Source organism: Aureimonas sp. AU12 (assembly GCF_001463705.1).
Taxonomy (GTDB): domain Bacteria; phylum Pseudomonadota; class Alphaproteobacteria; order Rhizobiales; family Rhizobiaceae; genus Aureimonas.
In genome coordinates this window covers 102,022-124,958 of sequence record NZ_BBWH01000023.1, presented here as the reverse complement: position 1 = coordinate 124,958, position 22,937 = coordinate 102,022, and the positions used below count along the sequence as shown (strand labels likewise).

Annotated in this window: 18 protein-coding genes and 1 tRNA gene; 9 read left to right on the top strand and 10 right to left on the bottom strand. The window is 68.5% G+C overall.

Going from position 1 to position 22,937, the window contains the following annotated elements; translation table 11 throughout:
• A partial coding sequence (locus tag AUL33_RS09390; RefSeq protein WP_062206896.1) for a hemolysin family protein occupies positions 1-1,240 on the top strand: 1,240 nt, incomplete at its 5' end.
• 70 nt (positions 1,241-1,310) lie between these two features.
• On the opposite strand, the gene AUL33_RS09385 is transcribed toward AUL33_RS09390, so the two are convergent.
• Positions 1,311-1,589 (bottom strand): hypothetical protein, encoded by a 279-nt coding sequence (locus AUL33_RS09385; RefSeq protein WP_062206894.1) that lies wholly within the window; start codon positions 1,587-1,589, stop codon positions 1,311-1,313.
• Positions 1,590-1,775: 186 nt separating this feature from the next.
• On the opposite strand from AUL33_RS09385, the gene AUL33_RS09380 reads away from it, so the two are divergent.
• Positions 1,776-2,729 carry a LysR family transcriptional regulator gene (locus tag AUL33_RS09380; protein ID WP_062206931.1) on the top strand — a complete coding sequence of 318 codons (954 nt, stop codon included), beginning with the start codon at positions 1,776-1,778 and terminating at the stop codon, positions 2,727-2,729.
• Positions 2,730-2,739: 10 nt separating this feature from the next.
• The gene (xseA, locus tag AUL33_RS09375) at positions 2,740-4,365 is read left to right on the top strand and encodes an exodeoxyribonuclease VII large subunit (protein ID WP_062206892.1); all 1,626 of its coding nucleotides are present in this window, start codon (positions 2,740-2,742) and stop codon (positions 4,363-4,365) included.
• Between the two features lie 34 nt (positions 4,366-4,399).
• Here xseA and AUL33_RS09370 read toward each other — a convergent pair whose 3' ends face one another.
• The 3 genes from AUL33_RS09370 to AUL33_RS09360 all read right to left on the bottom strand — a co-directional run bounded on the left by AUL33_RS09370 (position 4,400) and on the right by AUL33_RS09360 (position 5,697).
• On the bottom strand, positions 4,400-4,771 hold the full coding sequence (locus tag AUL33_RS09370) for a hypothetical protein (RefSeq protein ID WP_062206891.1): 372 nt from the start codon (positions 4,769-4,771) through the stop codon (positions 4,400-4,402).
• A gap of 210 nt (positions 4,772-4,981) precedes the next feature.
• Positions 4,982-5,058: transfer RNA gene (locus tag AUL33_RS09365), tRNA-His, on the bottom strand.
• A 111-nt stretch (positions 5,059-5,169) separates the two neighbouring features.
• Entirely contained in the window at positions 5,170-5,697 is a 528-nt protein-coding gene (locus tag AUL33_RS09360) for a phasin family protein (RefSeq protein WP_062206889.1), read from the bottom strand.
• Positions 5,698-5,947: 250 nt separating this feature from the next.
• Here AUL33_RS09360 and AUL33_RS09355 point away from each other — a divergent pair, with 250 nt between their 5' ends.
• The 5 genes from AUL33_RS09355 to AUL33_RS09335 all read left to right on the top strand — a co-directional run bounded on the left by AUL33_RS09355 (position 5,948) and on the right by AUL33_RS09335 (position 15,489).
• The gene (locus AUL33_RS09355) at positions 5,948-8,977 is read left to right on the top strand and encodes a histidine kinase dimerization/phospho-acceptor domain-containing protein (protein ID WP_062206887.1); all 3,030 of its coding nucleotides are present in this window, start codon (positions 5,948-5,950) and stop codon (positions 8,975-8,977) included.
• A gap of 240 nt (positions 8,978-9,217) precedes the next feature.
• Positions 9,218-10,258, top strand: coding sequence for a Fe(3+) ABC transporter substrate-binding protein (locus AUL33_RS09350; RefSeq protein WP_062206885.1), 1,041 nt, complete (start codon positions 9,218-9,220; stop codon positions 10,256-10,258).
• Positions 10,259-10,385: 127 nt separating this feature from the next.
• Positions 10,386-12,080 (top strand): iron ABC transporter permease, encoded by a 1,695-nt coding sequence (locus tag AUL33_RS09345; RefSeq protein WP_062206883.1) that lies wholly within the window; start codon positions 10,386-10,388, stop codon positions 12,078-12,080.
• Positions 12,081-12,285: 205 nt separating this feature from the next.
• Positions 12,286-14,169 carry an AsmA-like C-terminal region-containing protein gene (locus AUL33_RS09340; RefSeq protein WP_062206882.1) on the top strand — a complete coding sequence of 628 codons (1,884 nt, stop codon included), beginning with the start codon at positions 12,286-12,288 and terminating at the stop codon, positions 14,167-14,169.
• 48 nt (positions 14,170-14,217) lie between these two features.
• The gene (locus tag AUL33_RS09335; RefSeq protein WP_062206880.1) at positions 14,218-15,489 is read left to right on the top strand and encodes a hypothetical protein; all 1,272 of its coding nucleotides are present in this window, start codon (positions 14,218-14,220) and stop codon (positions 15,487-15,489) included.
• A 122-nt stretch (positions 15,490-15,611) separates the two neighbouring features.
• Here the strand turns inward: AUL33_RS09335 and AUL33_RS09330 are convergent, their stop codons facing one another.
• The 6 genes from AUL33_RS09330 to AUL33_RS09305 form a co-directional block, all read right to left on the bottom strand.
• Positions 15,612-16,433, bottom strand: a complete 822-nt coding sequence (locus AUL33_RS09330; RefSeq protein WP_062206878.1) for an ABC transporter permease — start codon at positions 16,431-16,433, stop codon at positions 15,612-15,614.
• 10 nt (positions 16,434-16,443) lie between these two features.
• Positions 16,444-17,391 (bottom strand): ABC transporter permease subunit, encoded by a 948-nt coding sequence (locus AUL33_RS09325; RefSeq protein WP_082652466.1) that lies wholly within the window; start codon positions 17,389-17,391, stop codon positions 16,444-16,446.
• The gene (locus tag AUL33_RS09320; RefSeq protein WP_062206927.1) at positions 17,388-18,527 is read right to left on the bottom strand and encodes an ABC transporter ATP-binding protein; all 1,140 of its coding nucleotides are present in this window, start codon (positions 18,525-18,527) and stop codon (positions 17,388-17,390) included. The genes AUL33_RS09325 and AUL33_RS09320 overlap by 4 nt, the downstream gene beginning before the upstream one ends.
• An 81-nt stretch (positions 18,528-18,608) precedes the next feature.
• Complete coding sequence (locus AUL33_RS09315) at positions 18,609-19,700, bottom strand: polyamine ABC transporter substrate-binding protein (RefSeq protein ID WP_062206876.1); 1,092 nt, start codon at positions 19,698-19,700, stop codon at positions 18,609-18,611.
• A 103-nt stretch (positions 19,701-19,803) separates the two neighbouring features.
• Positions 19,804-20,352 carry a hypothetical protein gene (locus tag AUL33_RS09310; RefSeq protein ID WP_062206874.1) on the bottom strand — a complete coding sequence of 183 codons (549 nt, stop codon included), beginning with the start codon at positions 20,350-20,352 and terminating at the stop codon, positions 19,804-19,806.
• A gap of 2 nt (positions 20,353-20,354) precedes the next feature.
• Positions 20,355-21,143: an aspartyl/asparaginyl beta-hydroxylase domain-containing protein gene (locus AUL33_RS09305; protein WP_062206872.1), complete on the bottom strand. Its 789-nt coding sequence runs from the start codon at positions 21,141-21,143 to the stop codon at positions 20,355-20,357.
• A 261-nt stretch (positions 21,144-21,404) separates the two neighbouring features.
• Between AUL33_RS09305 and AUL33_RS09300 the strand changes: the two genes are divergently transcribed.
• Positions 21,405-22,934 (top strand): glutamine synthetase family protein, encoded by a 1,530-nt coding sequence (locus AUL33_RS09300; RefSeq protein ID WP_062206870.1) that lies wholly within the window; start codon positions 21,405-21,407, stop codon positions 22,932-22,934.
• Positions 22,935-22,937: the final 3 nt, after the last annotated feature.

Here is a 22,937-nt window from a genome sequence, read left to right as displayed (position 1 = left end):
GGTGGTGTCCTCCCGCCGCTCGCGGTTGCAGCAGATGGCCCAGAACGGCAAGCGGGGCGCAGCCGGGGCGCTCAAGCTGATCGACGATCCCACGAGCTTCCTGTCCACCGTTCAGGTCGGCATCACGCTCGTCGGCATCTTCGCCGGCGCCTTCGGCGCCTCGGCCTTCGCCGGCCCGGTGGCCGCCGTCCTCGAACAGCTTCCGATCGTCGGACCCTATGCGCAGGGCCTGTCCTTCGGCGTCGTGGTCGTGCTGATCACGTATTTCTCGTTGATCGTCGGCGAGCTGGTGCCCAAGCGCTTCGCCATGGCGAACCCCGAAGCCATCGCCTGCTTCGTCTCCTCGCCGATGCGCATCCTCGCCAAGGTCGGCCTGCCCATCGTCTGGTTCCTGCGCGTCTCAACCGAGGTCGTGGGCAAACTGGTGGGCGCCGGTAAGGCCAACGAGAACGCCGTGACCGAGGAAGAGGTCAAGGCGATGATCGCGGAAGGCACGGAGTCGGGCGTCTTCGAGGAGAAGGAGCGCGAGATGATCGAGGGCGTACTTCGCATCGCCGATCGCAACGTGCGCTCGATCATGGTGCCGCGCCCCGACGTCGCCTGGATCTCGCTCGTCGATGAACCCGACGCCATCCTCGACGAAATCCACCAGAGCGGGCACTCGCGCTTTCCCGTGGCCTCCGAGGATATCGACGATCTCGTCGGCGTCGTCCAGGCCAAGGAACTGCTCGAACAGTACCGGCGCACCGGCAGCATCGACATTCGCTCGGCGGTGCGCGAGCCGCTCTACATCAACGAGACCATGCCGGTTCTCAAGCTGCTCGATCGCTTTCGCTCGGCCAACATCCACATGGCGATCGTGCTCGACGAATACGGGTCGTTCGAAGGCGTGGTGACGCCGACCGACATCCTCGCCTCGATCGCCGGCTCGCTGCCGGAAGGATCGAGCGACGACTATTCGGCCGTGCGCCGCGACGACGGTTCTTATCTCATCGACGCCGGCATGCCGATCGACGACGTCGAGCGCACGCTGACCGACGCCAAGCTGCCGGAAGAGCGCGACTACGAGACCTTCGCTGGCTTCATCCTGCACCAGTTCGGCCATATCCCGGAAGTCGGCGAATCCATCCAGTACGGCGCGTGGCGCTTCGAGGTGGTGGATCTCGACGGACGACGGGTCGACAAGATCCTCGCCAGCCGCACCGGCGAACTCGCCGGCGCCGCACGCGAGAACGCCTAGCATCCGCCGACGCAAAGAGACCGCGGAAGAGGTATCCTCCGCGGTCTCGATCATTCACCAAAACGATGGATCAGGCGACCTTGCCGCTCTGGCGCCGGCGCCGGGCCGCCGCCATCGCCATCTTGAAGGTTGGATCCTCGCGCCAGTCGGCATGCATCGCGTCGTGCACGTCGTCCCGCTTCAGGCCGATATCGGTGAGCAGGTAGTCCGGCAGTTCCGATACGCGATAGGCGGCGCGGCGGTTGAGAAAGGTCCGGACGATCGCGCGAAGGGCCGAAATGCCCGCGCCGAACGTCGGGGCGAGGGTTTCGGTGGTCCGGGTTGCCGGGATCTTCTGAGCAAGCGTCATGGCCGTTTCTCCTTTCGAGCGCCATACGGGGTGTCAGACAAAGCGGAGGCGTTCCGGCGGACGGCATGTCCGGCGGCGATGCAGCCTCGTGCTGGGCTTGACGAAGATGGAGATAGATCGCCTTGACGGATCAGACCAACGAATGTTTCTTATGATCGTCATCACCGGATACGATGGATGAAACCGATGGCCAATCCGCTCGATCTCGACCAGCTCCGCACCTTCGTCGCCATCGTCGACACCGGCAGCTTCACGCGCGCGGCCGAAGAGGTGTTCAAGACGCAGTCCGCTGTCTCGATGCAGGTGCGCCGGCTCGAGGAGCGTCTGGGCACCGATCTCTTCGAGCGCTCCGGCCGAGCGGTGAAGCTGACGGATGCCGGCGGGCGCCTTCTCACCTACGCGCGCCGTATGCTGTCGCTCAGCCAGGAAACTCTGTCGGCCTTCGACGAGGAGACGATCGAGGGCCACGTGCGCATTGGCCTGCCCGACGACTATGCCGAGCGGTTCCTGCCCGAGATCATGGCGCGCTTCGTGCGCTCCAATCCGCGCGTCGAGTTGCAGATCGCCTGCGAGACGACGTCGAGCCTCATCGACCACATCGACAAGGGGCATCTCGACGTGGCGCTCGTCTGCCCCTCGAAGACGAGCGCCTGGTCGGAGATCGTCCGGCGCGAGCCCCTGCACTTCGTCACCTCCGCCTCGCATTCGGTGCATGAGGAAGCGATCCTGCCCCTGGCGATCGGCCGGCAGGATTGCGCCTGGCGACGCCAGGGCGTCGACGCGCTCAACCGGATCGGGCGACCGCATCGCATCCTCTTCACGTCCTGGTCGGCGCAGATCGTCACGTCCGCCGTGCTCGCCGGGCTGGCCGTCAGCGTGCTGCCGGAATGCGCGCTGCGTCCGGGCATGCGGGTGCTCGGCGAGGCAGACGGCTTCCCGCGCCTCGAAGACGCCGAGATCGCGGTCATGCGCGGGCGCAATACCAACACGCCGGTGATCTCGGCGCTCGTCGAGCACATCCGCGAGAGCCTGCAGAATCTTGCGCCCGTCTCTCCGGCGCAGAGTTCGAGCCGCCTTCCCGAAACGCGGATGATCCGCTCGCAGCGCCTTCGCCCCGGCGTCGGCGCGGCCGGCTGGTAGGGCCTTGGCGATGAGCCGTCTTCGCGCAGCCCCTTCGTCGAGCGAAACGAACGCGCCGGCCGATACCAACGTTGCGGAATATTCCGTCAGCGAGATCTCCGGCGCGCTGAAGCGCACCGTCGAGGAGACCTATGGCCATGTGCGGGTGCGCGGCGAGATCTCCGGTTATCGCGGGCCGCACTCGTCGGGCCACGCCTATTTCGCGCTGAAGGACGATCGCTCGCGGCTGGAGGCCGTGGTCTGGCGCACGAGTTTCACCAAACTCGCGTTCAAGCCCGAGGAGGGGCTGGAGGTCATCGTCACCGGCAAGCTGACGACCTTTCCCGGCTCGTCGAAATACCAGATCGTCATCGAGGCGATGGAGCCGGCCGGCGCCGGCGCGCTCATGGCGCTTCTCAACGAGCGCAAGGTCCGGCTGGAGGCCGAGGGCCTGTTCGCCGAGGCGCGCAAGCGCCCCCTGCCCTTCATGCCGCGCGTCGTCGGCGTCGTCACCTCGCCGACCGGCGCCGTGATCCGCGACATCCGCCACCGAATCTCCGACCGCTTCCCGCTGCATCTCCTCGTCTGGCCGGTGCGGGTGCAGGGCGACACCGCCGCGGCCGAAGTCGTCGCGGCCATCGAGGGCTTCAACGCCATCGGGCCCGGCGGCAAGCTGCCGCGCCCGGACGTCCTGATCGTGGCGCGCGGCGGCGGCAGCCTCGAGGATCTCTGGAGCTTCAACGACGAGGCGGTAGTGCGCGCCGCCGCGGCCTCCGCGATCCCGCTGATCTCGGCGGTCGGGCACGAGACCGACTGGACGCTGATCGACCACGCCGCCGACCGTCGCGCGCCGACGCCGACCGGCGCGGCCGAAATGGCGGTGCCCGTGCGCGCCGATCTCGTGGCGACGCTGGCGGCGATGGATGCGCGGGCGGGCGCCGCGATCTCGCGCGGGCTGCAGGCCGAGCGCCGCACCGTCGCCGCGCTGGCGCGGGCCCTGCCCTCGGCCGACACGCTGCTCGCCATGCCGCGTCGCCGGCTCGACGAGGCCGACGCCGGTCTCGGCCGCTCGCTGCGCATCCTCCTGTCGGATCGTCGTCGCCTGTTGGCCGATGCCGGCGCGCAGCTCTCACCCTCGCGCCTCGAAGCGGCCCTGCGCGATAAGCACGCCGATCTCCGCCATGCCGATTCGCGCACGCTGCACGCGATGGAGGCGGGGCTGGCCCGCCGTCGCCACACGCTCGACCGGCTCGGCTCTGCCTTCCGGCCCAACATTGTCGCCGCCCGCAGCGATCAGGCCCGGCATCGGCTGGAGACGACGGCCGACCGGCTCGACCGCGCCGCCGCCGCGCTTCTGGAGCGTCGGCGCTCGGCGCTGTCAGGATCGTGGCGGATGGCCGCGAGCCTCGACCCACGGCAGGTGCTGGAGCGCGGCTACGCGATCGTGCGGGGCGCCGGCGACGTGCCGATCACCCGCGCCGAGGATCTCGTGCCGGGCTCGCGCTTCGAGATCGAGTTCGCGCGCGGCCACAAACGACCTGCGCTCGCCCTCGACGTGACGGGCGAAGCGCCGGAGGCGCCGACCGCCAAACCGGCGCGGACGGCCCGACGGGCCAGGCGCATGGAGGCCGAGACCGTACAGGGCGACCTGTTCTGATCCGGGCGGCGCGCGGGTGGCGGGCGCGAGGCGATCAGCAGTTGGCAGCGATGCCTACGGCATCGTTGGCGCCCCGCGCCGTCTGGCAGGCCGCGCCCTTCGCGAGATCGTTGAGCCCGTTGCGGGTGGCGTCCAGAGCCTGCGACCCTGCCTCCTTCGCACGCTGCACGGCAGGCGCCGCCGCATTGCCGACATCGGTGGCCGCCGAACTCGCGGCCTCGCCCACCTCGCGACCGGCATCGCGCAACGCATCGCCGGCCTCGCGCGCCTGCTGCTCGGTCGTGGTCGTGGTCGTGGTCGTGGTCGTGGTCGCTGGCGCGGTGGTCACCACGGCCGGCGTTTGCGCCTCGTCGCTGCAACCGGCGAGAACGAGCAAGGTGATGAGGGCGGGAACGAGACGGCGCATGGGCAGATCCTGCTGAATAAAGGGCCACCACAGATGGCGTGCGAACGCACGACGGCAAGCCGTGCGAAACGTCATTCAGGCGCCGCCGATCCCCGTTGCAGGGACAACGCGGACGTCAGAGGGGATCAAACTTTGATGTGCCAGTACCCTGCGCAACATCACAGCGCTCACAGACGAGGGCTACATCATGACGATGACAAGGAGTGGCAATGGTACGGTTGGGCGGGTTCGAACCGCCGACCTCTGGAGCCACAATCCAACGCTCTAACCAACTGAGCTACAACCGCATCCGGGCGGGGGTGCCGCCGAGGACCCCGCAATATGATTTTTCGCGGGGTATGGCAAGGGGCGACCTCGGATCGGGCCGCCCCTTTTTCGTAGGCCCGACGGGCCGGTGGTCAGAAGGCGTCCTGGCCGTTCGTCTTCTTGGCGGCGTCGCGCGCCGGCTGCATCACGTCCTTGGCCACGGACTGCGACATCTGCTGCATGTCCTTGGCCTGATCCGTCACCATTTCGATCTGGCGCCGCACGAAGCTCGTCTGCATCTCGATGATCTCGGCCATGGAGCGCGCCGACGCGAGCTTTTCGAGATGGGCGTAATTCATCTCGGCCTGCGCCCGCATGCCCTCGATGGCGCGCTTGGAGAGCGTCAGGGAACCGCTGTGAACGTTTTCCAGCGTCGATTCGAGCGTCTTCGTCGCCTGGTCGGACGCGGTCTTCATCCGCGCATAGGCTTCCTTCGACTGCTCCATCGACCGCTCGGTCATGGTGCGGAAGGCTTCCGTCATCTTTGCGGGATCGAGGCCCATTGCGGCCTGCGCGTCACGCATCGCCGCCGGATCGGTCATCTTCTCAAAGGTCTTCTGCGCTGTGTCGTAGGCCTCGCGGGCCGGATCGCTGCTGTTGAAATTCTCGGTATCGGACATGTCTTCATCCTTTCGAAGCGCATCGGCATTGCCAGCCTAACATCGATTCCGCGTCTTGGTTGCGACAAGTTCTCGCCAGTTTGATCGGCCGAAAGGTGCCGGCCGCCAAGAGGGGTTAACCCTTCGGACAGCCGGGCGGCGCCCGCCGGCCTCTGGTTCTGGATTAACGCGACCCAAGACCTTATTAACATTCCGGTAACTGCATTGCCGCCGCGCCGGAGTCCTCGCCATTCCCGCTTTCCTCGACCTCATGGCCATCGAAGCCATTCGCACGGCGAACGCCCTCGGTTCGGCGATTGCGGTGCTTTCGTCCGATCTCGCCAGCGTGGTGTGGGCCAATGGTGCCGGGCACGCTCTTCTGGCCGGGCCCGACATGTTCGACGGCACTGTGATGCGGCAGATTGGGACGGCGGCCGAGACGTTGGCCGCGAAGGGGCGCACGCAGCTGCTGCTGCGCCCGGCGACGGCCGGCATGGGCCGCGCGGTGCTGGCCCGGCTCGAGCGGCTGGCGGGGTTCGAGACGCCGCTGGCGCTCCTCACCGTGCGGCTCGACACCGCCCCGTCCGAAACCCGGCTCCAGCTGGCCGAACGGCTCCTCGCCGAATCCGGGCTCGGTGATGCGCTGGCCTGCATCGTCGCGCGCGACGGGTTCGTCGCCGGCACCGCGTCTTTGCCCGCGGAAGAGCGCCCGCTTCTGGCTGCGCAGGGGCAGGAGTTCCTCGGATCGGGCGAAGAGCGCCTGCGGGTCGAGGACGAGTTCGGGGCGCTCGCCTTCGCGACCGTCGCCGACGGGCTGGTTCTCGTGCATCTCGACCTGGGCGTGCAGGGCGAAGGCCAGGTTTTGGCGGGCGAGATGACATCGGACGAGGACGCCGCGTCCACCCCCGCGCTGCCGATCGCGGATGAAGATGCCCATTTACCGGCCGCGGCGTTGTCCGGTGCGCCGGACGAGCCCGAACCGATGGCGATCGAGCCGCCCGCCGAGACGGCTTCGGCCCTGACGGCCTTCGCCGCCGATCTCACCGCCGAGCCGTCGCGCTTCGTCTGGCAGATCGACGCCGAAGGTTGCTTCTCGTCCTTCTCGCCCGAATTCGCGCTGGCCGTCGGCCCGAGCAGCGCGGCGGTCATCGGGCGCTCCTTCTCGGACGTCGCCACCGTCTACGGCTTCGACGAGCGCGGCGACATCGGCCGCCTTCTGGCACGGCGCGACACCTGGTCCGGTCGCTCGATCCTCTGGCCGATTGAGGGAACCGATCGCCGCGCGCCCGTCGATCTCGCGGCGCTGCCAATCTACAGCCGCGACCGCGCCTTCGAAGGGTTCCGAGGCTTCGGGGTGGTGCGCCCGGCCGAGGCGGTCGAGGATCCCGACGCGCTCGGGCTCGTTCTCGCCGCGCCCGTCGCTCCGGCGGCCGACGCCGGAAGCACCGCGCCCACGAACGCCTCTCCTGCCGAGGACGAGGCCGCCCCCCCGGAAGCCACCGAGGCCGGCGGCATCAAGCTCCACCGCATCGCCGCCGAGGCACCGGGAAGCTTCGGCCGCCGGCCGGAGCCGCCGAGCGCCCCAGCGATCATCCAGCTCGACGACCGCCGCCGGCCGCGCGAAGGCGCGCTGTCGAGCGCCGAGGAAGCCGCCTTCCGGGCGATCGGCGCCGAACTCGGCGTTGCCAAGGCCGCAGCCGCCGCTGCCGCCGGCCTGCCCGCACCCGCGCAGCAACCGGCAATCGCACCGCCGGCGGCCCCGCTGCCGGCGGAGGCGCTGGAGGCCACCACCCACGCACAGGACGCAAGCGAGGATCACGAGGACTCGCAGGCCTTCGTCGCCGCGCATGAGCTGGAGGACATGCTCGACGCGCTGCCGCTCGCCGTGCTCGTGCAGATGCAGGAACGGCTCGTCTTCGCCAACCGTCGCTTCTTCGCGCTGACCGGCTATGTCGATCTCGACGCGCTGGAAGATGCCGGCGGCATCGACCATCTCGTCGCCTCCTGCGGCGTCGACGAGAGCGACTCGGAAGCCGTGCTGGTGCGCGCCGACGGCCAGCGCCAGCGCGCCCGCCTGCACCTGCAGCGCGTTGCCTTCGCAGGCCGCTCCTGCCTGATGATGTCGTTTCCGACCGTAGAGACCGCGGGCGAGGCCCAGCTCGGGCGCGAGGTCGCCGACCTCGAGAACGAGCGCGACGAATTGCAGGCCGTGCTCGACACCGCGACCGACGGCATCCTGCTCCTCGACGGAGCCGAGCGCCTGCGCAAGATGAACGGCGCCGCCGAGGCCCTGTTCGGATTGAAGCCCGAGCAATATCTCGGGGTCCCCTTCGCCGATCTTCTCGCCCCCGACAGCCGCAAGACGGCGCTCGACTACATCGAGATGCTTCGCGACGACGGGCTGGCCTCGATCCTCAACGACGGCCGCGAGGTCTCGGCGCGGGTGAGCGAGGGAAGCGCCACGATCCCGCTCTTCGTCACGCTCGGGCGCCTCGCCGACGGGCGCGGCTGGTGCGTGGTGATCCGCGACATCGCGCAGTGGAAGCATGCCGAGACCGACCTCGTGACGGCGCGCCAGCAGGCCGAGGATGCCAGCCTGCACAAGAGCCGGTTCCTCGCCAATATCAGCCACGAGCTGCGCACGCCGCTCAACGCCATCATCGGCTTCGCCGACGTCATGGCCTCCGAATGCTTCGGGCCGATCGGCCACGAGCGCTATCTGGAATATCTCGGCGACATCAAGCGCTCCGGCCACCACGTGCTCGACCTCGTCAACGATCTCCTCGACATCTCGAAGATCGAGGCCGGCAAGGTGGAACTGGCCTTCGAGTCGGTGTCGCTGAACGACGTCGTCGCCGAGGTCGTGTCGCTGATGCAGCCACAGGCCAACCGCGAGCGCGTCATCGTCCGCTCGGTCCTGCCGGCCTCGGTGCCCCCCGTGGTGGCGGACCGGCGCTCGGTGCGCCAGATCGCCCTCAACCTCATCGCCAATGCCGTGCGCTTCACCCCGGCCGGCGGCCAGATCATCGCCTCGACCCATTACGGCAACGAGGGCGAGGTGACGCTGCGCTTTCGCGACTCCGGCATCGGCATGACCGACCGCGAGATCGAGATCGCCCTGACGCCGTTCCAGCAGGTCAATGCCGGCACGCGCGGGCGAGGCGAAGGCACCGGTCTCGGCCTGCCGCTGACGAAGGCGATGGCCGAGGCCAACCGCGCCCTCTTCTCCATCGCCTCGACCCCCGGCGAGGGGACGCTCGTCGAGATCACTTTTCCGGCGCAGCGCGTTCTGGCCGACTGATACTTCATTCTACTTATGATTTTGCAATCATCGAGCGTCAAACCGCAGTTTGGAACCGTTCCATTCTTTTCGATGAAGCGATCGTTACTGGATTCAACACTTGCCTTCATGGTCGAAATCCGTCATCGGAAAGATGACTGCGGGCGGCAACTATCCGCGGTCGCTCGAACGGAGCCGCTACCTGGCTCCGCCCCCGGCGCGCCGACAGCCGATGCGCCCGACGATCGGAGATCCCTGACGATGACCCCGACCTTCCTGCGACGCGGCGCCCTCGCGCTGGTGACGATGAGCGCGCTGGCGTCCACCTCGGCGATGGCCGCCGACGTGAACATCTATTCCTCGCGCCAGCCGGCCCTCATCCAGCCGCTGCTCGACGCCTTCACGAAGGAGACGGGCCTCACCACGGCGACGATCTTCATCGAGAAGGGTCTGGAAGAGCGTGTGAAGGCCGAAGGCGCCAATTCGCCCGCCGACGTCATCCTCACCGTCGACATCGGCCGCCTCGATGCCGCCAAGCAGGCCGGCATCCTGCAGCCCTTGAGCGACGAGATCGTCGAGCGCGACATTCCCGCGACCTTCCGCGACAAGGAGAAGGACTGGTTCGGCGTCACCGCCCGCGCCCGCGTCGTCTACGCCTCGACGGATCGCGTCGGCGCGGACGGGATCACCTACGAGAGCCTCGCCGACCCCAAGTGGAAGGGCAAGATCTGCATTCGCTCGGGCCAGCACCAGTACAACGTGGCGCTGGTCGCGGCCTTCCTCGCCCATCACGGCGAAGAGAAGACGAAGACCTGGCTCACCGGCCTTCGCGACAATCTGGCGACGGCGCCCGAGGGCGGCGACCGCGATCAGGCGCGCAACATCGCCTCCGGTCAGTGCGACATCGCCATCGGCAATACCTACTATGTCGGCCTGATGCAGACCAACGAGAAGGAGCCGGAGCAGAAGGAGTGGGCGAAGGCCATCAAGGTCGTCATGCCGACGTTTGAGGGCGGCGGCACCCACGTCAACATTTCCGGCATGGGCCTCGCCAAGAACGCGCCGAACCGCGACAACGCGGTGAAGCTGATGGAATTCCTCACCACCGACGAGGCGCAGCGGATCTATTCGGAGATCAACTACGAATACCCGCTGAAGCCGGGCGTCGAGACCTCCGCCGTGGTGAAGGCTTTCGGCGAGCTGAAGCCCGACACGCTGTCGCTCGACGAGATCGCCGCCAACCGCGCCAAGGCGTCCGCTCTCATCGACGAGGTGCGCTTCGACGAGGGTCCGAAGTCCTGATCATTCCATCGGTCGCCGCTTCCCGCGCGACTCGCCCGGCTTCATTTTTAGTCGGCTGCAGCGTCCGGTCCCCAGTGGGCCGGGCGCTTCTCGGCGTTTCCACATCGCTTCGTGGCGGAGCCCGCCGATGAGCGATGCCCGCCCCATCGACGGCGCATCGACGCGGCTGGCGGCGCGGCGCGGCAGGGCGGAGCGGCCGTTCCTCGTTCTCGCGCTGGTTCTGGCGGCGCTCGTCGCGCTGCCCGTCGTCTCGCTCGGCGTCATCGCCCTGTCGGGCTCGCCGGCCAATTTCCTGCGTCTCTCGCAGACCATCCTGCCCCGTTCGGGGCTGGTGACGCTCGAACTGATGCTGGGGGTCGCCCTCGTCACCGGCATCTTCGGAACGCTGACCGCCTGGCTCACGACGAGCTTCGACTTTCCCGGCCGCCGCGTGCTCGCCTGGGCGCTCGTGCTGCCGCTGGCGGTGCCCACCTACATCGCGGCCTATTGCTTCAACGAGATGTTCCACTTCGTCGGGCCGGTGCAGACGGTGCTGCGCTCGATCTTCGGCTTTCGCTCGCGCGCCGACTACTGGTTTCCCGACATCCGCTCGCTCGGCGGCGCGATCCTCGTCCTGTCCTCGGTGCTCTACCCCTATGTCTTCCTGACGACGCGGATGGTCTTCCTGATGCAGGGCCGCAAGGCCGCGGATGTGGCGCGCACGCTTGGTGCTGGGCGCCTGCGCATCTTCCTCGCCGTGCTCCTGCCGATGGCGCGGCCCGCGCTCGCGGTCGGCGTGGCGCTCGCCCTGATGGAGACGGTCAACGACATCGGCGCGGTGGAATTTCTCGGCGTCCAGACCCTGACCTTCGCCGTCTATTCGACCTGGCTGAACCGCGGCGACCTCGAAGGCGCCACGCAGATCGCGCTTCTCATGCTCGGCGTCATCGTCCTTCTCGTGTGGGCCGAGCGCTTCGCGCGCCGTCGCCAGCGCTTCGCCGGAACGCGGGCCGATCCCGTGCGCTCGCGGCTGGAGCCGCTGAGGGGACTGCCGGCAGCGGCCGCCGTCCTCGTCTGCGTCCTGCCGATCCTGTCGGGCTTCGGCATCCCGCTCATCGTCCTCGGCGGCTACGCGATGAAGCGCCTCGGCGATCTCGGCGAACCCGCGCTCTGGCGGGCGCTTTGGCATACGGTGGCGATCGCCGGGCTGACGGGCGTCGCCACAGTCACGATCGGCTTCCTCCTCGCCTACGGCACGCGCCTCACGCGCGACCGCACGCTCGAAAACGCCGCCCGCCTCGGCGCGCTCGGCTACGCCATTCCCGGCACGGTGCTGGCGATCGGCATCCTCATCCCGCTCGCCACCTTCGACAACGCGCTCGACGCGCTCCTGCGCCAGCATTTCGGCATCTCCACCGGGCTGCTCCTGTCGGGCTCCGGCTTTGCCATCGTCTTCGCCTGTACCGCGCGCTTCATGGCGATGGGCCACGGCTCGCTCGAAAGCGGCTTCGCCAAGCTCTCGCCCCATCTCGACATGGCCGCCCGCACGCTGGGCCGCGGCCCCGGTGGAACGCTGCGCGCCGTGCTGCTGCCCCTGATGCGCCCGGCCGTCCTCACCGCGTTCCTCCTCGTCTTCGTCGAGGCGGCGAAGGAGCTCTCCGCGACGATCCTGCTGCGCCCTTTCGACTTCGACACGCTCGCGACCTTCGTCTACGCGCAGGCCTCGCGCGCCGCCTTCGAGGACGGCGCCATCGCCGCCCTTCTCATCGTCGCGGTCGGCATCCTGCCGGTGGTGCTGCTCACCCGCTCGCTCCTGCAGGGCGAGACCGAGCGTCTGGACTAACCGCGCCGCTGCCCGATCTTGCTTCGGACAAAGCACATCCACTTGGACGAGCCGAAGGGACACGCCTTGCGAGCGCCTCGGACGCGGCGCAATCTCATGGCAAGGGTCGCGCAGGCCCCGAACGCGCGGCTTGCGTTTCGCCGGGCGGACCGCCATTCCCATACGATACAAGCCGGCCACCGGCCGTGCTTCGAAGGATGAACGATTGATCGACGCGCCCATCCCGGCCACCTCGCCTCCGCCACGACGGGGCCTGAAGGGGCGCTTGAAGAAGCGCGCGGTCGCGGCCGGGCTCGCACTCGCCCTCATCGTCACCGGTGCCGTGCTTCTCGTCTCCTCGCTGTCGCTGGCGCTGCCGAGCGCGCGCGAGGATATCGAGGCGAGGCTGTCGCGCCTGACCGGCAGCCCGGTCCATGTCGACGGCAATGCCAGCTTCTCGCTCTTCCCGCGCGCCCGCATCACCCTCACCGACGTGCGGATCGGCGAGAGCGACCGGATCGACGCCGCCGCGCTGGACATCGACCGGGTGGAAGCCGACTTCGATCTCCTGCGCGCCATGCTGGGCGGCGCCGAGATCGAGCGCGTCACCCTCATCCGGCCGGAGATCGTGCGGGTCGGCGATGCGCTAGCCCCGCTGGTCGAACCGGATGCCGGATCCCCGCCGCCGCCCATCCCGGCGCCCGTCGCCGTCGATGCGCGGGCCGCGTCCGGACTGACGCGCACGTTCCTCGCCCGCTTCGAGGGCCTTCGCGAACTGCGCATCCGCGACGGCCTGTTCCGGCTGCCCGACGGGCGCGGCATCTCGAACGCCAACCTCGCCTTCGCCTGGGCCGGGGGTACGACCCCCGCCAAGCTGTCGGGCACTTACGTCTGGAACGGCCAGCCGACCGAGCTCGACGCGCGGATCGAAACGCCGCTCCTGTTCTTCGCGGGCACGCAGAGCCCGGTGCATCTCGGCCTCACCTCCCCCTCGATCGAGGCGGCGTTCGTCGGCCAGGGCGCGGCCGGCGAATCGCTGCAGCTCGGCGGTGCGCTGCGGGTGAGCGCTCCCTCGCTGTCGCGCGCCCTGCGCTGGCTTGGCGATACGCAGGTCAATCTTCCCGACTTCGGCAGCTTCACGATCGAGACGCAGATCCAGATGCTGCAGGATCGCATCACCCTCGGATCCGCCAAGCTCGATTTCGGCGGCAACAGCGCGCGCGGTGCGCTGGAGGCGATCACCGGGTCCGGCCAGCGCCGGCCGTCGGTCTCGGGGACGCTGGCCTTCGACCAGATGGACTTCGCCATGCTGACGCAGGCGATCGCCCCGGCACCTCGCACGCTGCTCGATCTCCAGCGGCCGCTGCGCACCGACCTCGTTCGCGGCCTCGACCTCGACCTCCGCCTCTCGGCCTCGGAAGCGACCCTCGGCCGCGCCAATGCCGCCAACGTCGCCGCCACGGTGAAGCTTGCCGGGGGCGTCGGAACGATCGACATTGGCGACATGTCGATCTTCGGCGGGCGCGGCGAGATGCGCGTGGCCCTCGACGCCCGCCTCGCCCGGCCGGCCGTGACGGTTTCGGGTAGCCTTCGCGGGGTTCGCGCCGGGGATTTCTCGTCTCTCGTGGATGGAACGCTGCCGCTCGCCACCGGGCTCGCCGATGCCGACCTGACCTTGCGCGCGCCGGCCACGAACTGGGGTGAGATCCTGGCCGGAAACCGGGGGGAGCTAACGCTGCGCGTCTCCGACGGCACGCTGCGCGGCCTCGATTCCAGCCTGCTGGCGCGGGTCGGCGCCCATCCCGTGAACATGGCCGCGAGCGGCACCGCGCAGCCCTTCGACAGGCTGCTTCTCGAAGCGCGGACCCTCGGCACGAAGCTGCGCCTCGACACGCTGTCGATCGCCATGGCCGGCGGCGAGGCGAAGGGCAGCGGCGTCTACGACGTGCGCACGGCCGACCTCGAACTCGGCGGACAATTCCACCGCTCAACCGCCGAGGCGTCAGGTACTGACGATTCGTTCACCACATCGCAACCCATCGGCTTCACACTCAAGGGCCAGTGGCCGGAGCCCGTGATGACCGTCGGTCCGCAGGCCAAGCCGATCTGACGGGCGCCCTCGCCGCGGCATCCGCCTTGTCCCGGAACGGAGCCGATCATGGCATCGACCCAAGCCCGCAACGGCGCCTTCTCGCCTCGCCTTGCCGCATTCGCGGCGTTCGCGCTGGCCGCGACCGCCCTTACCGGCGCCCTCGCGTCGCCGGCCGCTGCCTCGTCGGTGACGCGCGTCGGCCCGGAAGAGACGGCGCGCCGCTCGCTCAGCACCGTCGAAGTCGCCCCGGCCAAGACCGCGTCTCGCCGCAGCCCCGCCGCCTGCGCGGCCGACTTCCACGCGAGCTTCGCCGGCATTCTGGCGGGGCCCTATGCGCAGATGAAGGCGGCGATGGGATCGCCCGCTCCGGCGCCGGCGATGTCGGCGGAGCCCATCGCAGCTGCGCTGCCCGGGCAGCTGATCTTCGCGCCGGCCCCGCGCCCGCGTAGCGTCGCCGAGACCGCCGCGCTCCGCAGCGCCGCGTCGCTGGCGCGCCGGGCCGGCCGCACGGCCGGGCCGAGCGATGCCAACACGCGCTGGGTCGCCGCGCGCATCCGCGAGGATCTCGCCGACTTCCTGACGCAGAAGCCCTCGCCCTTCCTCTGCGGGGGCATCGACAATTACCTGACGGTGCTGCGGCGCCAGGCCGACACGATCGGCGTCGCGAGCGACCGTCGCAGTGTTAACCTCGACACGCAGCGCCGCGCCGCAAGCGTCAGCCTCGCCGCCGCGTTCACGGCGCTGAAGCCCGTTCCCGTGCCGATGGCTGCCCCCGCCGACCGTCCCGATCCGGCCGTGGTGTCGCAGACGCTGCGCTCCAGCGTCGGGCTTCCGGACCGCGAGCCGATGGGCCCGCCCATGCTGATGGCCCATCGCGAGGGAACCGGCGAGACACTGATTTCGGAGAGCAGCATCGATCCCGACCTGCCGCCGCTCGCCAGCCCGACAGAACGCCCGCTCGCCAGCGAGGCCGACATTCTGGCGGCGGTCGATGCCCTGACCGCGGCGGCGACGGCGGCCGGCCAGATGGCGCCCGCCGAAACGGTCGGATCGGATGTCGATGCGGGTCTCGTCACCGGCAGCATCGCGCCCCCGGCTCCCGGCCGTCCCGTGCTCGTGCGCCTCGCCGAGATCCGGCCGCGGCTCGTCGGCGCGGGAGCGCCGATCCGCGATCCGCGCCTGCGCATGGCGCTCGTCGGGGCGTTTGCCGATCTCGAGGCGCTCGATTATCTGCGCGTCGCCGCCGAAGCGCCGGCCGATCCGCTGGGTGCCGCGATGGGCGCGACGTTCGATGCGATCGAGGCCGCGCACGCGGCCGCAGCCGGCGCGTCCCGATAGATCATTTCCTGTGAAAGCCGAGCCGGCTTTCATGTACCGACAATGCGGCAAACAGGAACCGAAAGCCGATTTGGCGAACCCATGCTCGTCGGATCGGCTCCAGAGGGCCGAGAGACCGGCCGTCAGGCGGCTTCCGCGGCGAGACGCTCGTCGCGTACGCGGCGCCGCTCCTGCCGCCGCGTGAGGATCGAGGCGGCGACAACCCCGACCGAGACGACGCCGATGAGGATGGTGGAGATCGCGTTGATCTCCGGCGTCACGCCGAGCCGGACCTGGCTGTAGATGCGCATCGGCAGGGTGGTCGATCCCGGTCCCGCCGTGAAGGACGAGATCACGAGATCGTCGAGCGACAGGGTGAAGGCGAGGATCCAGCCGGCGGCGACGGCCGGCCAGATCACCGGCAGGGTGATCAGCAGGAAGGCCTTGGCCGGCGGACAGCCGAGATCCTGCGCGGCCTCTTCCAGCGAGCGGTCGAACGAGACGAGCCGCGACTGCACGACCACCGCGACGAAGCACATGGTGAACGTCGTGTGCGCCAGCGTCACGGTCCAGAAGCCGCGGTCGAAACCGATGGCGACGAAGAGCAGCAGCAGCGACAGGCCCGTGATGACCTCGGGCATGACGAGCGGGGCGAAGACCATGCCCGAAAACAGGAGCCGGCCCGGAAACCGCGCGTGGCGCACCAGCGCCATGGCGGCGAGCGTTCCCAGCACCGTCGCGGCGCAGGCCGAGACGAAGGCGACCCGCAGCGTCACCCAGGCGGCGTCGAGAAACAGCCGGTTCTCCATCAACTGCCCGTACCAGCGCGTCGAGAAACCGCCCCAGACGGTGACGAGCTGCGAGGCGTTGAAGGAGTAGACCACCAGGAGCACGATCGGCACGTAAAGGAACGCGAAGCCGAGCGTCAGCGACAGGATGTTGAAGGGTGTCAGGCCCCGGCCCATGCGGTTCTCCTCAGACGGTCTTGGCCTGGATGCGCTGGAACAGCGCGATCGGCACCACGAGGATGAGGAGCAGGATCACCGCCACCGCCGAGGCCACCGGCCAGTCGCGATTGGCGAAGAACTCGTCCCACAAGGTCTTGCCGATCATCAGCGTTTCCGACCCGCCGAGAAGGTCGGGGATCACGAACTCGCCGACCGCCGGAATGAAGACGAGGAAGGCGCCGGCCAGCACCCCCGGCAGCGACAGCGGGAAGGTGACGCTCCAAAAGGCGCGCACCGGCGTGCAGCCGAGATCCTCGGCGGCTTCCAGCAGGCGCCGGTCCATCCGCTCGAGGCTGGCGTAGATCGGCAGCACCATGAAAGGCAGGTAGGAATAGACGATGCCGATATAGACGGCGATGTTGGTGTTGAGGATCTGCAGGGGCGCGGACACCAGTCCGGTGCCGAGCAGGAACTGGTTGAGATAGCCCTCGTTGCGCAGGATGCCGATCCAGGCATAGACGCGGATCAGGAAGCTCGTCCAGAACGGCAGGATCGTCATCATCACCAGCACCGGCCGCAGTTGGTTCGAGGCGCGGGCCATCGCATAGGCGAGCGGATAGGCGACGAGCAGCGACAGCAGCGTCGAGATCGCGGCGATGCGCAGACTCGAGAGATAGGCGTTGATATAGAGCGGATCGCTGACGAGCCAGTTGTAGCTCTGCAGGCTCAACTCGCGCGCGCTCTCCACCAGCCCCGACACGCTGCCCCATTCGAAAACCGGCAGATAGGGCGGCTGCGCGATCGCCGTCTCGGACAGCGAGATCTTGAAGACGATGAGGAAGGGCACGAGGAAGAGGACCGCGAGCCAGAGATAGGGCACGCCGATGACGACGCCCTTCCACCAGCCGCCGCCGGAGCGTGCGGGCGCCGGCGGCGCGGGCGTTGCAGGCACGGGACCGCCGGCGAGCCCGCTCATTGCACGAGCACCATGCCGGCATCGCGCGGGAAGGTCAGCCAGACCTCCTCGTCCCAGCCGATCTGCTCGGCGGCGACGCGCGCGGCGTTGATGACGGTGGAGCGCACGATCGCGCCGCTCTCGAGCTTGACGTTGAAGAGCGTGACGTCGCCGAGATAGGCGATGTCCCAGACCGTGCCGCGCAGCGCGTTGACGCCGACATCGCCGGGCACGGTGCGCGACAGGCGCATCTTCTCCGGCCGGATGGCGAAGGCGGCGGTCATGCCGGGCTTGGCCTCCGCCTGGCTCTCGGTCTCGATGGTTCCGACGGGGGTGGCCAGCCGCACGATGCCGTTCGCCACGCTTTCCACCGTTCCTTCGATCAGGGAGACGTTGCCGACGAAATCGGCGACGTAGCGCGAGGACGGCGCCTCGTAGATCACGGCGGGCGTCGCGACCTGGCAGAGCTTGCCGGCGCGCATCACGGCGATGCGGTCCGACATGGTCATCGCCTCCTCCTGATCGTGCGTGACGATCACGAAGGTGAGGCCGAGTTCCTGCTGGAGGTCCATCAGCTCGAACTGCGTCTCCTCGCGCAGCTTCTTGTCGAGCGCGCCGAGCGGTTCGTCGAGGAGGAGCACCTTCGGCCGCTTGGCGAGCGAACGCGCCAGCGCCACGCGCTGCTGCTGGCCGCCCGACAACTGCTGGGGCTTGCGGCGCGCGAAGGATTCGAGCTTCACGAGCTTCAGCATCTCGGCGACACGCGCGTCGATCTCGGAGCGCGCCATGCCGTCCTGGCGCAGGCCGAACGCGATGTTCTTCTCGACGGTCATATGCGGGAAGAGCGCGTAGGACTGGAACATCATGTTCAGCGGACGGCGATAGGGCGGCACGCCGCGAAGGCTGGCGCCGGCGAGCCGGATGTCGCCCTCGCCGGGCTCCTCGAATCCCGCCAGCATGCGCAGCAGCGTGGACTTGCCGCAGCCGGACGGCCCGAGCAGCGAGAAGAACTCGCGCTCATAGATCTTCAGCGACAGGTCGTCGACGGCGGTGAAATTGCCGAAGCGCTTGGTGACGCGGTCGAACTCGATGAGGGGTTTAGCGGCGGGATCGTTCCAGGGGTCGAAGGAGCGGCGGATATTGCCGAGAGACTTCAGTGCCGTTGCCATTCCATCCCCGATACGCGCCCGTGGCGAGAGCGGACGCACGAGCGCCCGCTCCCCTCTTCTAGCGAGCGATTATTGCCCCGTCTTGACGCTCGTGAAGGCGCGCGTGACGAGACGCTGCGAGCGGGCGTCGTAGGGCTTCTTGGTGAAGAGCGTCGCGAGCGTCGCCGCATCGGGGTAGATCGCGGGATCACTGATGATCGCGGGATCGAGCAGCGGCTGCGAGGCGAGGTTGCCGTTGGCGTAGACGGTGAAGTTCGAGGCCTTCGCGATCACCTCGGGGCGCATCATGTAGTCGATGAACTGGTGGGCTTCGGCGACATGCGGCGCATCGGCGGGGATCGCCATCTGGTCGAACCACATCATCGCGCCCTCCTTCGGAATGCCGTAGGCGACCTCGACGCCGTTATTGGCCTCCTTGGCGCGGTCGCGCGCCTGGAAGATGTCGCCCGAAAACCCGACGGCGACGCAGATGTCGCCATTGGCGAGGGCGTTGATGTATTCCGAGGAGTGGAAGCGACGGATGAAGGGACGCACCTTCATCAAAAGGGCTTCGGCCTTGCCGATCGTCTCGGCATCGCGCGCATCGGGGTCGAGCCCGAGATAGCGCAGCGCCGCGGGAATGATTTCGCCGGGCGCATCGAGCATGTCGATGCCGCATTTCGACAGCGGCTCGGCGAACTTCGGGTCGAACACCAGCGCCCAGCTGTCGACTGGCGCATCCGGCAGGATGGCCTTCACCTTCGCCGGATTGTAGCCGACGCCGGTGGTGCCCCACATGTAGTTGACCGAATAGGCGTTGCCGGGGTCGTAGGCGGCGACGCGCTCGGTGATGAGCGGCCACATGTTCTTCATGTTAGGCAGCTTGGCGGGGTCGAGCTTCTGGAAGACCCCGGCCTCGATCTGGCGCGCCAGATACTCGGCCGAGGGCACCACGATGTCGTAGCCGCTGCCGCCGGCAAGCAGCCGGGTCTCGAGGATCTCGTTGGAATCGTAGGTGTCGTAGACGACCCGGATTCCCGTCTCCTTCGTGAACTCGTCGACGATCGATGTGTCGATGTAGTCCGACCAGTTGAAGACGTTGAGGACCTTTTCCTGCGCCGCTGCCGAATGCGCGCCGGTCGCCGCGAGCGCCGCGCCCAGGAATGCGGGAAGGAACTTCATGCGGTCCACCTTTCGGATCGGCCTGTCCCGGCCAAGCGGCCGGCGGCGTTCCCACGCACTATTGTCGAGCCACCTTCCGATTCCTAGCCCCCGCTGCCGATTTTCAGACCGTGGCGAATTTTGCGCCATCCGGCCTCGACGACGCCCTCTCCCGCACCATGAAAACCGCTCCCTCGCCGTAGGTAGCGAGCTTGTCGCCGAGCCGCGGATCGGCATTGGGAACGAAGCCGTAGCGGCCCCAGAACGGCGCGGTGCCGTAGACCGAGACGAGCATCGCCGCGGGAAACGCGTCTGCGAGATCGAGGAGGAGGCGGATGCCCGCATCCGAACGTCCGCCGCCGCGCCAGTCCGGCAGCAGCGCGACGTCGTGGACGTAGAGCGAATCGGCCAACGCGGGCAGCGTGCCGAGGACGGTGTCGAGCGGCGGCGGGGCGAAGAGCGGGGCCGGATAGGCGATGGCGTAGCCTCCGATCCCGGACGGGCCAGATCTTCCCACGGCTTCGAGGACGAGGCATCCCTGCGGGAACAACGCGAGCCGATCCAGGATCGTCGCCTCGCCCTCTGGAAACGCGGGATGGACGCGGTCGGCGATGGCCATCACCGCCGGCAGGTCGGCCACGGTCATGGCGCGCCAGGAGGCCGGTTCGTCCATCGTCAACGGTGCTTCTGGCCGGCGCCGTAGAACATCTTCTCCCAGGCCTTGTGGGCCTTGTAGCCCTCGCGGATGAAGGGCGTGAAGACGGCGAGGTTCAGCACGGCCTTGTTCGTCAGGTTGGCCGGAAAGTTCAGCGGCTTCTCGAAGTCGACGAAGAGCACGACCCGCACGCCGTCCGAATGGTTCCAGGCCTCGTGCTCGTAGGCGTCGTCGAAGATCAGCGCCTTGCCCTCTTCCCAGTGGCGCGTGTCGTCGGCGATGCGGATGCCGATCTTGTCGGGCTGGTCGGGCACGACGAGGCCGAGATGAAAGCGCAGGACGCCGTTATAGGGGCCGCGATGGGGCGGCAGGTGCTTGCCGGGCTCGAAGATCGAGAACATCGCCGACTTCATGCCGGGGATCTTCTGGAGGATGCGCCAAGTCTCGGGGCACTGGCGGATCGCCTCCTCGGACTTGATGCCGTAGCCGCAGAGGAAGAACGTCTTCCAGTTCTGGTCCGAAGAGATCGAGCGGACCTCGGACGAGATCTCGTGGAAGGCCGGCAGGTCGCCCTTGCGCACCAGGACCTTGTCGAGTTCGGCGCGGATGAGATGCCACTCGCTCTCGACCTCGCGGGCCCAGGGGAAGTCGTCGGTCGGATAGACCGGCGGGTTGCCGCGCGAGGCATGCTTGAGGTTCAGCCGCTCGGCCCCATCGACGAGCGACTGGACGGCGCGCGCCACCGCGCCGGGCCGCGCCATCGTGTCCTCGAGGCCCGCGGTCTTGGTCTTCTGCTGGGTGTCGGTCATCTGTCCCGCCGTGGTTCCACGGCCTCCGTGCCCCGCCGTCGCGACGGTCCTCGTTTCCAATAGCCCGCTCCGTGTCATTTCAATGACGCGCCGCGTCAACCGCCCGCGCCGCGCCGTCATCGAAATTTCATCGCACCCTCGCGCGAGGGAGGCTGCGGCCGTCGAACGGCCGGCCACACGCCGCAAAGCCCTTGAGCGCAGCCTTTCGCGGCGCCGGGCGACAGGCTATGGTCGCCCAACCGCCACCGCCAGCAGGATTGCATGTCCGACCGTATCCGCCCGACGAAGCTCGACGCCAATGCGCGTTCGAAGATCAAGCGCGACAAGCCCAAGCGGCGGACGGGAGAGATCGGCGGCGTTGGAAACGGCCGGACGACCCCGGCGCGCGCGCGCGGCGCCGAGCCCGAGCGTCCCGCCTTCCTCGACCGGCGGCGCGGCGTGCGCTCGATGGCCGAGGCCGCCGAGTGGTTGAAGGTCCGCGGCATCGAGGATCTCGAATGCATCACGCCGGATCTCGCGGGCGTGGCGCGCGGCAAGATGATGCCGGCCAAGAAGTTCACCGGCAACACCTCGCTGGCCCTGCCCTCGGCGCTGTTCATGCACACGATCTCGGGCGAATACCCGGAAGAGACCGGCGAGTTCCGCTATTCGCCGAACGACGGCGACCTCAAGCTGGTGCCCGATCTCTCCACCCTGTCGGAGGTGCCCTGGGAGACGGACGCCACGGCGCAGGTGATCTGCGATCTCGTCGACACGGCGGGCGCCGCCGTCGGCTACACGCCGCGCAACGTCCTCAAACGCGTCCTGAAGCTCTACGAGGATCGCGGCTGGCAGCCGATCGTGGCGCCGGAGATCGAGTTCTACCTCGTCTCCAAGAACGTCGATCCCGACTATCCGCTGACGCCACCGATCGGGCGATCGGGGCGCCAGATCTCGGGGGGCCAGGCCTACTCGATCGGCGGCGTCAACGAATTCGACGAACTGATCGACGACATCTACCACTTCTCCGACCGGCAGGGCCTGGAGATCGACACGCTGATCCACGAGGACGGCGCGGCGCAGCTCGAGATCAACCTTCGCCACGGCGACCCGATCGAGCTGGCCGACCAGGTCTTCATGTTCAAGCGCACGATCCGCGAGGCCGCGCTCAAGCACGACATCTACGCCACCTTCATGGCCAAGCCGATCCAGGGCCAGCCGGGCTCGGCCATGCACATCCACCAGTCGGTGGTGGATCTCCAGACCGGGGCCAACGTCTTCTCGAACGAGGACGGCTCGCCCTCGGCGCTGTTCTACAACTTCATCGGCGGCATGCAGCGCTACGTGCCGGCGGCGCTCATCATGATGGCGCCCTACGTGAACTCCTACCGCCGCCTGACCTACGGCATGTCGGCGCCGACGAACAACGCCTGGGGCTACGACAACCGCACCACCGCGTTCCGCATCCCCTCCTCCGACGCCTCCTCGCGACGCGTCGAGAACCGTCTGCCCTCCTCCGACGCCAATCCCTATCTGGCACTCGCCGCTTCGCTCGCCTGCGGCTGGCTCGGCATGGTCAACGCGATCGAGCCGGACCAGCCGACCGACCGCACCGTGAACGAGGACGGCGTGATCTCGCTGCCGCGCGGGCTGCTCGAGGCCGTCGCCGCCTTCGAGGCCGAAGAGGCCTTCCAGGAGGTTCTCAGCCGCGAGTTCGTGGGCACCTATGCCGGCATCAAGCGGGGCGAGTTCGAGACCTTCATGCAGGTCATCAGCCCATGGGAGCGCGAGTTCCTGCTGCTGAACGTCTGAGAA